This window comes from Allobosea minatitlanensis, from assembly GCF_964020775.1.
This window is the reverse complement of record NZ_OZ224509.1, coordinates 560,992-573,666: the sequence shown is the minus strand read 5'-3', so window position 1 is coordinate 573,666 and position 12,675 is coordinate 560,992. Positions and strand designations below refer to the sequence as shown.

Below are 12,675 nucleotides of genomic sequence, written 5' to 3'. Positions count from 1 at the left end.
CACGTCAAACGGGCCGGAAATCCCTGCCCAAGATGGCTCGGGCACCCACGTTTCGCAGCCCTTCCCCGGTGGTCGTCGAACCACCGCACTCGCGCCGGCCCGCCTTCCGCCCATTGGCCCGTTTGCGGCCGAAGGCGCCTCTCCGGCAGCAAAGCCGATACCGCATCCCGGCCCGCTGCCGCGTTCCGGCCACGGCCGCGGCAGTTGCCCTTTGCCGCGAGAGACCTGATGCTGGCGGGCCTGAGGCGATGGCACAGGGCCTTCCCAGCCGCGGCCGTGCGAAGGAGCGTCGTGCAATGGCGGGACGGATGCCGGCCGTGTTCAGCGACGACGAACCGCCTTCCGAAGCCGTCGGCGCCGGCGCGGAACGCCGTCCGGCCAGCGCTCCCAGGGCCGGAGCCGGCTTCCGGGCCTTGGCTCTGGAGCCGCCCCGCCGCGCGCTCGCAGCGGCGCTGCGCGGCCTGGTTGCGCTGGTCTACCCTCCGGTCTGCATCGCCTGCCGCGCCGCCACCGGCGAGGCACAGGCCCTCTGCGCCCATTGCTGGGGCGAGATCGGCTTCATCGAGCGCCCCTATTGCGAGCGCCTCGGCACGCCCTTCGCTGTCGATCTCGGCACCGGGCTGCTCTCGCCGGCGGCGATCGCCGATCCGCCGGTCTTCGCCCGGGCCCGCGCCGTTTGCCGCTTCGAGGGCGTGGCGCGCGAACTGGTCCACCGGCTGAAATACGGCGACCGGGCCGAGCTCGCCCTCACGCTCGGGCGGATGATGGCGCAGGCCGGCCACGAACTGATCGCCGAGGCCGACATCGTGACCCCGGTGCCGCTGCACCGGACGCGGCTCTGGCGGCGGCGCTTCAACCAGGCCGCCCTGCTGGCCGGGACCGTCGCCCGGCTCGCGGCGCTGCCCTACGAACCCGCGCTACTCGCCCGCATCCGGCGCACGCGCCGGCAGGTCGGGCTCAGCCGCAGCCAGCGCGCCGACAATCTGCAGGGCGCCTTCCGGGTTCCCGAAGGCGCCCGCCGCTTGGTGGAGGGCCGGCGCGTCCTGCTGGTCGACGACGTGCTGACCACCGGAGCGACGGTCAATGCCGCGGCGCGCATCCTGCTCAGGGCGGGCGCGCGCCAGGTCGATGTGCTCACCTTCGCCCGGGTCGTGACGGATGCGTGACGACGCACTACATGGAGGAGACGCAACGCCGAAGAGAGCCTGTCCCGATGCCGCCGGTCACGATCTACACCACCTCCTGGTGCCCTTATTGCAAGGCCGCCAAGGCCCTGCTGTCGAAGAAGGGCGTCGCCTTCGAGGAGATCGACGTCGAGACCGGGCCGGGGCTGCGCCAGGCGATGACGGCCCGCGCCGGCGGGCGCACCTCCGTGCCGCAGATCTTCATCGGCGAGACGCATGTCGGCGGCTCCGACGACCTCCATGCGCTCGAGGCGCGCGGCGAGCTGGACAAGCTGCTGGCGGCCTGAGGCGCGCCATCGCGGGCCGCCTTGCCGGCCGCCTCCGAAAGCCCCATTTGCGGCAGGCGGCAGCCCGCCGCCCGACAGAAGCGACATGATCCGTTACGCCCTGATCTGCGACAACGCGCATGAATTCGAAAGCTGGTTCCCGACCTCCGCGGGGTTCGAGGAGCAGGCCCGGCGCGGGCTCGTCTCCTGCCCCGTCTGCGGCAGCGGCAAGGTCGAGCGCGCCATCATGGCGCCGAACGTCGCCCGCACCGATCTCGGCCCGAAGGCGCCGGTTCGCGCGGAAGAGCCTTCCCCGGCGGCGCCGGCCCCCCTCGCCCTGATGGGCGAGAAGGAGAAGGCGCTGCGCGAGATGGTCGCGGCGCTGCACCGGCATGTCCGGGAGAATGCCGAGCATGTCGGCGAGCGCTTCGCCGAGGAGGCGCTGAAGATCCATCATGGCGAGACGCGGGAGCGGGCCATCTACGGCCAGGCGACTCCGGAGGACGCCCGCATGCTGCATGAGGAAGGCGTCGATTTCCTGCCGCTGCCGGGTCTGCCGGATTCGCGGAACTGACGCCCGGGGGCCTGCGCCGGCGTCCCCGCCGAGCGTGAAGCGGCGGATGAGGCGACGGGTCCGGAACGCGCCCGCGGCTGAATCGCAAGCCCGCCATGCCGCTGCGTCAGGCCTCCCGCGCGCCCTCCTTCCGGCGACGGAGGATATTGCCGGGGCGCCCGTTCCGGGCGGGAATCAGCGAAACGCGCGCTTTAAATTTATTGAATTAATTCAACTCCTTATGCAGGGAAAAGGCACCGCCGCGGCGCTCCGGAACCGGTCTTTTGCGCCTGCCCTCTTCCGTCCCGGATTAACTTTCTGTTAAGGAATTCGCGGTTCCTTGCCGGAGATCCCGGTGCGCCTGACCGGCTGCCCACGATCCCGAACTCAGGAGGTTGCCGCATGAAGCGGACCGCGATCGCTGCACATGGTCCTCGTTCCGGCGGCATCCGCCGGCATGGCGGCAAGGCGGTCCCGCTCCTGATTGCGCTGGCGGCGCCGATGCTCGGCGCCTGCAGCCTCTCGCCGGTCGAGACGGCCGCGACCAGCGCGGCGCCCGCTCCCGCCAGCAAGGACCCGGTCCAGGCGCGCAAGCGTGCCGTCGCCCTCGCCAAGGCGGATCCCCGCGAGAAGGACTGCCTCGTCCGGGCGATGTATTTCGAATCGAACCGCTCGAGCGAGGCCGGTCTGCTCGGCGTCGGAACGGTGGTGATGAACCGGGTCGAATCGGCGAAATATCCCGAGACGATCTGCGGCGTGGTCGGCGCGCCCCGCCAGTTCGCCTCCGGCGTGCTGACCCGCCCGATGACCGAAAAGGTCCTGCCGAAGATCGAGGCGATCGCCGAGGACATCCTCAACGGCCGCCGCAACGAGGCCGTCGGCAACGCCAAGCATTTCCACACCGCCGGGCTGCGCTTCTCCTACACCAACATGCACTATGTGACGGTGGCCGGCGGCAACGCCTTCTACGTGAAGGGGGAGCGCCCGCAGCGCCGCCGCATCGAGGAGGAGCCGCGCTACCAGCTCGCCTCGGCCGCGGAGCCCGCCGCCCCGGCACCCCTGGCGACGGCCTCTTCCGCGGCCTCCGTCGCCCCCTCCGCCTTCGCCTCGGCCCCGCTCGCCTTCGCGCCCGAGGCGGCGGCTCCCGCCGCGCCGCAATTCGATTCCGCCGCGGTCAGGCTCGTCCGGAACGCGCCGCTGCCCCCGGGCCGGCCGCTCGATCTCGACACTCCCAAGGGCGCGGCACGCGCCTTCCTCGCCCCGTCCAAGGCCGATCAGCGCCTGGCCGACCAGCGCCTGGCGGCGCTGCTGCCGCCCGCATCGCCGATGCGGGGCACCATCTCCGCGCAATAGGCGTCCCGGCGCCGGGCGGGGCGGCGGAGGCGCCGCCTCAGGCGCCATGCCCCCGGCCATAGGGATTCCGCTGCTGCGGAGCCCAGCCCGCCAGCAGCCCCGCTTCCGTCGCGAAGATCTCGACCTTCAGCGGATGGCACGCCGCCGCGTCGCTCGAATGCGTCGCGCCGCAATCGCCGCCGGGACAGGCCGAGAGCGCCCCGAGCAGGTCGATCTCGGCGAAGAACTCGATGAAGTCGCCGGGCCTGACCGGGCTCGCCTTCATGAAGTACTGATGCGTGTCGCGGGTGAAGCCCGTGCACATGAAGACGTTGAGCACGTCATGGACATGGCTCTCGACTTCGCGCGCCGGCTTGCCGACGGCCGCTCCCAGCGCCCGCGACAGGTTGGAGTGGCAGCAATGATGGTAGTCGCCGCCGCCGAGCAGCCGGTGCGTATAGGGGTCGCAGCGCGTGCCGATGACGTCGTGGATGCCGGCGCCGTCCCGGTCCCAGCCATACCAGCCGAGCGTGTCATGGGTGATCGTCGCCATCGGCCGCAGATGAGGCAGCGTGCTCCACAGCCTGTCGCCGGTCGTGACATGCGTCGCGTGCAGCGCCCGCGTCTTGCCGCTGAAGAAGCGCTCCGAGAGGTCGTCTGCGTTCCAGAGGTTGAGGTCGCCGACCTGCGGCCCCTCGATGCTGACGATCCGGAAGAAATGCCCCCGCTGCACGCGGAAGCTGCCGCCTTCGCGCGGTGGCACGACGATCTCGCCGATCTTCGTCAGCCTCTCCCGCGCCGCGGCCAGCATGGCCATGTCGGGCGGCGGCAAGGTGCCGTTCGGATAGACCACGACGGGCGGCCTCGTCCGCCGCTCGGCCGCGTCCGGCGGCGCCTGCACCTTCTCCGACATGGACCCGCCTCCGCCCCCGATCGATGCCGGGCGAGAGCGGCCCGGCCGCTCAGACCATACCCACGCTCTTGAGCTGCTGATAGGCCTTCAGGATCTCCTGGAGCGTGCCTTCGCGCGAGCGGTCCCCGCCATTGGCATCCGGATGGAAGCGCTTCACCAGCTCCTTGTAGCGCGCCTTGATCGCGGCGGAATCGGCGCTGTCGTCGAGGCCGAGCGTCTCGAGCGCCTTCATCGCCAGCACGCCGACGCGCGGCTCGGCCTTCGCCGCCTGCTGCGCCCGGCGGGCGCCGAACAGGTTGAAGGCGTCGCTGATATCCGGTCCCGCCTCGCCATTGGCGACGCGCCCGCGCTGCGCCATCCGCGCCGCGGAGGCGTTGACGCCGAGCTTCCAGGTCGGGCGGTGGCCGATCTCCTCCTGCTTCTGGTAGGCGGCGAGCGCATCGTCGTCCATGCCGGCGAAGTAATTGTAGGAGGCGTTGTATTCCTTCACATGGTCCATGCAGAAGCGGAAGAACTGCCCCTCCCGGCCACGCCCCTTGGGCGCGCGGAATTCGCCGGCCCGCATGCAGCCGGGACGGTCGCAGCGGGGCGCGTCGCTGTCGACGACCGCTTCCGCATCGGAAGAGCCGATCCTGATGCGGTCGAAAAGGCGCGAGTTGATGTTCATCGTCGAATGGTTATGAGACGCGGAAGACGGGCCGGCAAGTGCAACGCAACATGCACAGGCCGGCCGCAGGGATCATCGCAACGGTGGCACGATCATGACCACGATGGCTGACAGGATCACGCTGAAGCTGAATGCGGCCTTCGCGCCACAGAGGCTGCAGGTGATCGACGAATCGCACCAGCATCACGGCCATGGCGGCTGGCGCGAGGGCGGGGAGACTCACTTCCGGGTCAATATCGTGTCGGAGGCCTTCCGAGGCAAGACTCGCCTCGAGCGCCACCGCCTGGTCAACGCGGCGCTGGCGGACGAGCTGGCGGAGCGGGTCCATGCGCTCGCCATCGCCGCCAGGGCGCCGGAGGAGGGCTGAGCGCCGTTCCGGCGGCAGGCCGGCGCGATCGCAGGAACTATGGTGCCGGGGCGGCGGCGGGCTTCGGCTCCGGCGAGGAGGCGGCGTAGACGGCCAGCGTCGCGGCGAGCGCCAGGCCCATGAAGACGAACAGCCAGCCATAGGTCGCCGGCGCGTCGAATCCCTGCCGGTCGAGGGCGTTCACCAAGCGCCCCGACAGCCATTGCATCACCCCCGCCCCGCCCATGAAGACGAAATTCATGAAGGTCACGCCCCGGCCGATCTCGCGCGGCGACATGAAGGCGCGCGCATGCGCCATCACGACCGCATAGGTGACGCCGAACAGGCCGATGACCAGGAACAGGCCGATGGCGAGGCGGGACGATGCCGCTCCCCACAGGGCCAGCGCGAAGAAGGCCGCGGCGACCGCCACCGCGAAGGCGACGACGGTCGGCTTCGCGCCGAGCCGCCCATGCAGCGGCAGCACCAGCAGCGCACCCAGCGCCATGGCGCTGCCCATGGCCATCGCGGCATAGCTCGTCGCGGCGAGGCCGAAGCCGTGCACCGTCTGGAGATAGGGGGCGATCCACAGGCCGCGCATCGAGATCGCGACGCCGTAGCTCACGAAGGTGAAGGGGAAGATCAACCAGAGCGGCCGCTTCGTCACCATCTGCCAGATCCCACCCAGCAGGGAGGTCGGCCGCTGCGGCGCTCCGGGCAGCGGCGGCGGGTCCTTCAGCAGCAGCACCACCAGCAGGGCGGTCAGCGCCACGATCCCGGCGAGCCCGAAGACGGTAGCGCGCCAGCCATAGGCGGCGAGGAAATAGGCCAGCGGCGCGCCGCTCAGCGGATCGCCGATCGAGCCGAATCCGATCAGGAAGGACGACATCGTCGCGAAATGCCGGGGCGAATAGAGCCGCGCGGCGAGATAGAAGCCCGCCATCAGGATCGGCGCGCAGCCGACCCCGATCAGCGCCAGGGCCGCCAGCGCGGCGGCATAGTTGCGCGACAGGCCGAAGACGACCGTCCCCGTGACGGCCACGAGCAGGAAGCCGGCCAGCGTCCGCCGCGGCCCGATCCGGTCGAGCGCGTAGCCGACCGGGAATTGCGAGAGAGCGAAGGCGACCAGCCAGGCGGCCTGGAGGCTGCCGAGCTGCCCCTGATCGAGCCCGAGATCCCGCGTGAGATCGCCCGAGATCACGGCGAGGAAAGCCCGGAAGAACTGGCTCAGCGTATAGGCGAGCAGGAGGATGGCGAAGCTCGTCACGGCCGGGCGCCCCCGCCTGGCGGCCGGCCTTCCGGCGAAGTCCCGCTCGGCAGGCGCGCTTCCCGCGCGCCGCCGGCCGGGGAGACGCGCCTCACTTGATGCGTTCGAGCACGGAGACGTAGTTCGCGACCGCCGCCCCGCCCATGTTGAAGATGCCGCCGAGCCGCGGCTCCGCGAGCTGCATGCCCTCCGGCGCCTCGCCGGTGAGCTGCATGGCGGAGAGCACATGCATCGAGACGCCGGTGGCGCCGATCGGATGGCCCTTGGCCTTGAGGCCGCCCGAGACGTTGACCGGCAGCTTGCCGTCCTTCTGCGTCCAGCCCTCCTTGATGGCGCGGGCGCCCTCGCCTTCCTTGGTCAGCCCCATCGCCTCGTATTCGATCAGCTCGGCGATGGTGAAGCAGTCATGCGTCTCGACGAAGGAGAGGTCGTCGAGCGTCACGCCGGCCTCCGCCAGCGCCTTCTGCCAGGCCAGCGCGCCGCCCTCGAACTTCAGGATGTCGCGCTTCGACATCGGCAGGAAGTCCTGGACATGGGCCATGCCGCGGAAACCGACGGCGCGGCGCATCTCCAGCGCCGTCGCCTCGTCGGCCAGCACGATGGCGGCGGCGCCGTCGGAGACCAGCGAGCAGTCGGTGCGCTTCAGCGGTCCGGCGACATAGGGGTTCTTCTCGCTCTCCTCGCGGCAGAAGGCGTAGCCGAGATCCTTGCGCATCTGGGCATAGGGGTTCTCGACGCCGTTCTTGTGGTTCTTCGCCGCGATCATCGCGAGCGCGTCGGACTGGTCGCCATGGCGCTGGAAATAGGCCGCCGCGATCTTGCCGAAGACGCCGGCGAAGCCGCCCTGGGTCTCGCCGTCCTCCGGCAGATAGGAAGCCTTCAGCAGATATTTGCCGATCTCCGGCCCCGGCGTCTTGGTCATCTGCTCGACGCCGACCACGAGCACGATCTTTGCGCCGCCGGCCTTGATCGCCTTGACGCCCTGATGCACCGCGGCCGAGCCGGTGGCGCAGGCGTTCTCGACGCGGGTTGTCGGCTTGAAGCGCAGCGCCGGGTCCGCCTGCAGCACCAGCGAGGCGGTGAAGTCCTGCGCCGAGAAGCCGGCATTGTAGTGGCCGAGCACGATCTCGTCGACCTGGTCGGCGGTGATCCCGGCATCGACCAGCGCGTCGGTCGCGACGCGGACGATGAGGCTCTCGACGGTTTCGGCGTCCTGCTTGCCGAACGGCGTGTGGGCCCAGCCGACGATGGCAGCGCTCATGGCGAATTCTCCCTTACTGTGCAGCTACACGTCATCTTGGCAGCGCTGCGCGATCCCGCAAGCCGGTATCCGTGCATGCTCGGCGTGCGCGGATCGGCTGACGGTCTCCTCTTCCCAGCACTAACCGTCCGCAGGCCGGCCCGCAACGCGCCCGCTCACGCCAGCGAGATCGAGAGCAGCAGGCCGACGCCGCCGACGATCATCGCCATGCCGAAGAGCTCGCGCCGGCTGGTGCCCTCGGCGAACAGCTTGCGCGAGGCGATCTGCGCCAGCGGCACCTCGATCAGGCCGAGCGTGCGGACATTGGCGGCGCTGGTGAGTGAGAAGCCGATGAACCAGAACTGCGAGGCCGCCGCCCCGAGGAAGCCGGCCGAGAGCGAGCGGCGCCAGCTCTTCAGGCTGAGGACCAGCGCCGGCCGGTCGGCGATGAGCATGTACGCCACCAGCAGCACCGTCTGGAGCCCGAGGCCGAGCACCAGGATGGTCGAGGCGCGGATCAGGAAGCCGCCTTCCGGCAGCGCCTGGATGCCACCGCGGAAACCGATTGCGGACAGGGCGAAGAAGGCGCCCGAGACGATGCCGAGCACCGCCGGGCGCAGGCCGGCGCGGGTCAGCTTCTCCCCCGGCTTCCAGGAGACGACGATGACGCCGGCGGTGGCGATCGCGATCGCGACGAATTTCCATGGCGTCAGCGCGTCGCCGAGCAGCGCCGCGCCGAACAGCGCCACCTGCACCGGCTCGGTCTTGGTATAGGCGGTGGTGACGGCGAAGGAGCGCTCGCGCATCGTCGCCAGCATCAGCGCCGTCGCGGCGATCTGCGCCAGCGCGCCCCAAGCCGTGTAGCCGAGCGAGGCCGGGCCGATCGCCGGCGGCAGCCGCTGCAGGCCGAGGCAGGCGGCGGCGAGGAAGAGGATCGCGAAGGGCAGCCCGAACAGGAAGCGCACCTGCGTCGCCCCGACGACGCCGATGACGTTGGTCAGCGAGCGCTGCGCCAGGTTGCGCGCCGTCTGCAGCAGCGAGGCGAGGATCGTCGCCGGTATCCAGAGAAAGCCGATAGCCACGCCGGTGAGCCCCGAAAGAGGAATGCGTCACCGCTTCTGGACCGACACGGGCGGCTAGGCAAATCGCTGCGCTGGGGGTAGGTATGCATGCAGGTATCCATTGCAGCTATGAGTTCTTGGGCGGGATTTGCGCCCGTCGTCTCGAAAATGCCGCATGCGTCGCGTTGAACCCAGCGCCGCCGCCCTGCCAAGCTCCGTTCAAGACCAGACAGGTTCAAGACCCGCCGATGATCGCATCCCGCCTCGCCGCCACCCTCGCCCTCGGCCTCGCCTTCACGGCGCCGGCTTTCGCGGGAGCGAGCCTCGTCGTCGACGCCTCCAGCGGCGAGGTGCTGTCCGCCGAGAACGCCACCCAGGCCTGGCGGCCGGCCTCCACCGCCAAGATGATGACGATCTACCTGGCGCTGAAGGCGGTGCGCGAGGGCCGCATCGGCCTCGAGACCGCCATCCCCGCCTCGAAGCTCGCCGCCAGCCAGCCGCGCGTGAAGGTCTATATCAAGCCCGGCCAGGAGATCACGCTCGACAACGCGCTGCGCATCATGATGGTCAAGTCGGCCAACGACATCGCCTATGTCGTGGCCGAGGGCGTCGGCGGCGACGTGCCGAGCTTCGTCGGCATGATGAATGCCGAAGCCCAGCGGCTCGGCATGCGCGACACCCGCTTCATGAACCCGAATGGCTGGGACAATCCCGACCAGCAGGTCTCGGCCCGCGACCTCGCCGTGCTCGCCATGGCGCTGATGCACGACTTCCCGGAATATTCCGATTACTGGAACACCTCGGCCGTGCAACTCGGCAAGCAGGTCATCCACAACACCAACGGCCTCGTCGGTCGCTATTCCGGCATCGGCGGCATGAAGACCGGCTTCACCTGCGCCTCCGGCTTCAACGTCGTGGCGACGGCCACCCGCGGCGGGCGCACGCTGATCGCCGTCGTTCTCGGCTCGCTCTCGGGCACGGAACGCACGGTCAAGGCGGCGCAGCTTCTCGACGAAGGCTTCAGCCGCTGGGGCGGCATGGGCACCAACCTGGCCTCGCTGCCGGCGAGCGGCACCCGCGCCCCGAATATCTGCGACGACGTCCGCCATCGCGGCGGCGGCGTGGCGCTGGCCGACGACGCCGATTCCAACGGCCCGATCTCCGGCAATCTCGCCGCCAGCGCCAACGACTCCGACGGCGGCCGCTTCGCCACCTTCGCGACCCAGTCGGCCGGCCCCGTCGCCACGCGCTCGCCACGCGGCCGGGTCGTGCTCGGCCCGCGCGCCCAGACGGTCCCCGTCCCGGTCGCCTTCGGCCGCACCGCCGGCTCGGCCACCGCCCCGCTCGCCGCCAACGTCACGGCGCAGCCCGCCTCCCGGGTCGCCCGCGGAACCCCTCCGGCGATCGAGCCGGGAGCGCCCGTCGCCGCCGGGCTCGGCGGCGGCGCGGTGCCGCGCACGGCTTCTGCGAATGGGGCGATTCCGCGCGGAACCAATGCCTTCGCCCCGGCCAATGCGCCGGTTCAGCCATCGAGTGACGCCTTCGAATCCGGGCCGCTGCGCCTGCAGGGCGCGGTCCAGGCCGGCAGCAAGGCGACGGCGGCGAGCCTCCGCCCCGGCTCGGCCGCCGGGATCAGGCCGCAAAGGCCCGCCGCGAAGGCCCAGCCGGCGAAGGCGATCAAGATGCCGCCGGCGCGGCCGAAGCCCGCCGAGGCGGGCGTGAAGCCCCGGCCGGCGGCGAAAGCCAAGGCCAGGCTCGGCGGCGACGCCTGAAGACGGTCGGGGGGCCGGATTGAGCGGGGGAGCATCGAAGGAAGGCCAGGGCCTGCTTCTCGCCTTCGCCTCGGCCGCGGCCCTCGGCACCAACATCGTCAGCGCGCAGATCGCCGGCGCGGCCGGCCTCGGCGGCGCCCTGCTGGTGTTCTACCGCGTCTTGATCATGCTCGTGCTCGTCGGCGCGGCGGCGCTGGCCGCGGCGGCGCCTCTCGGCCTGTTGAGGAGCGAGCGCCGGCCGGTCGCGCTCTTCGGCCTCGCCACGGCCCTGGTCGGCACGGCCTATCTCTCCTCGGTCTCCTTCGTGCCGGTCTCGGTCGCGGCGGTGATCTTCTACACCTATCCCGTCCTCATCGTCCTGGCGGAGCCGCTGCTGACGCCCGCCCCGTTCCGCGCCGACAGGCTCGCCGTCGCGCTCGTCGCCTTCCTCGGGATCGCGCTGGTGGTGGGGCCGGACCTGCACGGGCTCGACCCGCGCGGGCTATGCCTCGCCGCCCTTGCCAGCCTCGCCGCGACGGCCCAGTTCTTCGCCGCAGCCGCCTGCGCCCCGATCGCGACCATGCCGAAGCTGTTCTGGTCGCATGTCGTGATCCTGCCGGTGGCGCTCGCCATCGTGGCGCTGACCGGCGGCTTCCTGCCGCCCCAGGCCTTCCTGCTGGCGCCGATCGCGGTCGCCGTCACCTATGGCGGCTACCTGGTCGGCTTCGTTCTGCAGATCCTGGCGCTGGCGCGGATCGCGCCCGGCCCGGCCGGCCTCGCCTTCTGCGCCGAGCCGATCGTCGCCGTCGCGATCGCGGCCGTCCTCCTCGGCGAGCGGCTGGGCGCGCTGCAATATGCCGGCGGCGCCCTTGTCATCGCGGCGCTGGTCGCTAATGTAATACTAGAACAAACGAGGCGGCGTCCCGTGCCGGCCTGAAGCCTGGTGAAACGCGATGACCGGCGATCCCGCCCGCCCCGCCCCCGTTCCGCTGACCCTGCTCACCGGCTTTCTCGGCGCCGGCAAGACGACGCTGCTCAACCGCCTGCTGAAGGACCCTGCGCTCGCCGACACGGTGGTTCTGGTCAACGAGTTCGGCGAGGTCGGGCTCGACCATCTGATGGTCGAGGGCGTCGAGGAGAACATGATCCTCCTCGAATCCGGCTGCCTCTGCTGCACCATCCGCGACGACCTCATCGTCACGCTCGAAGACCTGCTGCGCCGGCGCGACAATGGCCGCATCGGCGCCTTCTCCCGCCTCGTCATCGAGACCACCGGCCTCGCCGATCCGGCGCCGATCCTCAACGTCCTGATCAACCACCCCTATCTCGCCCTGCGCTTCCGGCTCGACGGCGTCGTCACCCTGGTCGACGCGGTCAACGGCATGGCGACGCTGGATGCCCATGAGGAGGCGCGCCGGCAGGTCGTCGCCGCCGACCGGCTCGTCCTGACCAAGACCGACATCGCGGCGCCGGTCGAGGTCGCCGCACTGCGCGCGCGCCTGCAGACCCTGAATCCCGGCATCGCCCTGCTCCCGGCCGACGCGCCCGCCGCGGCCCTGCTCGGCGCCGGCCTCTACGATCTGGCCAAGCGGCCGGAGGCCTTGCGGCACTGGCTGGCCGAGGACGCCCTTCCCGACCGTCATCATCATGGCCACGACCATCACCATGGCCATCATCACGGCCACGGGCACGACCACGGGCATCGTCACGACCAGGATCCGCACGACGTCAACCGCCACGACGCCTCGATCCGCGCCTTCGTCCTAACGGCCGAGCAGCCGGTGGGGCAGCAGACCTTCGACCTGTTCTGGACGCTGCTGCGCTCGATCCACGGCCCGCGCCTGCTGCGGCTCAAGGGGCTGGTCCGGCTCGCCGACCAGCCGGAGCGGCCGCTCCTGGTCCATGCCGTGCAGCAGATCCTGCATCCGCCGATCCGGCTCGAGGCCTGGCCGAGCGACGATCGGCGCTCGCGCCTCGTGCTGATCGTCAAGGACGTCGCCGAGGAGACGGTGCAGCGCCTCTGGGCGGCCTTCCTCGGCCAGCAGGATGGCGAAGGCGCAGGCGAGAAGCGCCACGCCCGGGCCTGAGCCCGCGA

At 70.9% G+C, this 12,675-nt stretch carries 13 protein-coding genes; 8 read left to right on the top strand and 5 right to left on the bottom strand.

Features of this window, described 5'->3' with window-relative positions; translation table 11 throughout:
* Positions 1 to 413 precede the first annotated feature (413 nt).
* From ACWH43_RS02650 to ACWH43_RS02635, 4 genes are all read left to right on the top strand, one after another.
* Complete coding sequence (locus tag ACWH43_RS02650; protein ID WP_448153656.1) at positions 414 to 1,166, top strand: ComF family protein; 753 nt, start codon at positions 414 to 416, stop codon at positions 1,164 to 1,166.
* Positions 1,167 to 1,213: 47 nt separating this feature from the next.
* Entirely contained in the window at positions 1,214 to 1,471 is a 258-nt protein-coding gene (gene grxC, locus ACWH43_RS02645; protein ID WP_158445845.1) for a glutaredoxin 3, read from the top strand.
* A gap of 85 nt (positions 1,472 to 1,556) precedes the next feature.
* Complete coding sequence (locus tag ACWH43_RS02640; RefSeq protein ID WP_158445846.1) at positions 1,557 to 2,024, top strand: DUF1178 family protein; 468 nt, start codon at positions 1,557 to 1,559, stop codon at positions 2,022 to 2,024.
* 480 nt (positions 2,025 to 2,504) lie between these two features.
* A complete protein-coding gene (locus ACWH43_RS02635) occupies positions 2,505 to 3,356 on the top strand; it encodes a cell wall hydrolase (RefSeq protein WP_158448367.1) in 852 nt (283 codons plus the stop codon).
* Positions 3,357 to 3,393: 37 nt separating this feature from the next.
* Here ACWH43_RS02635 and ACWH43_RS02630 read toward each other — a convergent pair whose 3' ends face one another.
* Entirely contained in the window at positions 3,394 to 4,248 is an 855-nt protein-coding gene (locus tag ACWH43_RS02630) for an urea carboxylase-associated family protein (RefSeq protein ID WP_158448364.1), read from the bottom strand.
* Positions 4,249 to 4,297: 49 nt separating this feature from the next.
* The gene (locus ACWH43_RS02625; RefSeq protein WP_158446993.1) at positions 4,298 to 4,915 is read right to left on the bottom strand and encodes a J domain-containing protein; all 618 of its coding nucleotides are present in this window, start codon (positions 4,913 to 4,915) and stop codon (positions 4,298 to 4,300) included.
* Positions 4,916 to 5,009: 94 nt separating this feature from the next.
* Here ACWH43_RS02625 and ACWH43_RS02620 point away from each other — a divergent pair, with 94 nt between their 5' ends.
* Positions 5,010 to 5,282 (top strand): BolA family protein, encoded by a 273-nt coding sequence (locus tag ACWH43_RS02620; protein WP_158446992.1) that lies wholly within the window; start codon positions 5,010 to 5,012, stop codon positions 5,280 to 5,282.
* Positions 5,283 to 5,319: 37 nt separating this feature from the next.
* Here ACWH43_RS02620 and ACWH43_RS02615 read toward each other — a convergent pair whose 3' ends face one another.
* From ACWH43_RS02615 to ACWH43_RS02605, 3 genes are all read right to left on the bottom strand, one after another.
* Entirely contained in the window at positions 5,320 to 6,528 is a 1,209-nt protein-coding gene (locus tag ACWH43_RS02615; RefSeq protein ID WP_158446991.1) for an MFS transporter, read from the bottom strand.
* Between the two features lie 91 nt (positions 6,529 to 6,619).
* A complete protein-coding gene (locus tag ACWH43_RS02610; RefSeq protein ID WP_158446990.1) occupies positions 6,620 to 7,789 on the bottom strand; it encodes an acetyl-CoA acetyltransferase in 1,170 nt (389 codons plus the stop codon).
* A gap of 155 nt (positions 7,790 to 7,944) precedes the next feature.
* Positions 7,945 to 8,850 (bottom strand): EamA family transporter, encoded by a 906-nt coding sequence (locus ACWH43_RS02605; RefSeq protein WP_448153398.1) that lies wholly within the window; start codon positions 8,848 to 8,850, stop codon positions 7,945 to 7,947.
* Positions 8,851 to 9,077: 227 nt separating this feature from the next.
* Here ACWH43_RS02605 and ACWH43_RS02600 point away from each other — a divergent pair, with 227 nt between their 5' ends.
* The 3 genes from ACWH43_RS02600 to ACWH43_RS02590 are packed head-to-tail and all read left to right on the top strand — an operon-like array spanning position 9,078 to position 12,667.
* The gene (locus tag ACWH43_RS02600) at positions 9,078 to 10,601 is read left to right on the top strand and encodes a serine hydrolase (protein WP_260349367.1); all 1,524 of its coding nucleotides are present in this window, start codon (positions 9,078 to 9,080) and stop codon (positions 10,599 to 10,601) included.
* A 19-nt stretch (positions 10,602 to 10,620) separates the two neighbouring features.
* Positions 10,621 to 11,517: a DMT family transporter gene (locus ACWH43_RS02595; RefSeq protein WP_158447082.1), complete on the top strand. Its 897-nt coding sequence runs from the start codon at positions 10,621 to 10,623 to the stop codon at positions 11,515 to 11,517.
* Positions 11,518 to 11,533: 16 nt separating this feature from the next.
* Positions 11,534 to 12,667, top strand: a complete 1,134-nt coding sequence (locus tag ACWH43_RS02590; RefSeq protein WP_158448366.1) for a CobW family GTP-binding protein — start codon at positions 11,534 to 11,536, stop codon at positions 12,665 to 12,667.
* Positions 12,668 to 12,675 lie beyond the last annotated feature (8 nt).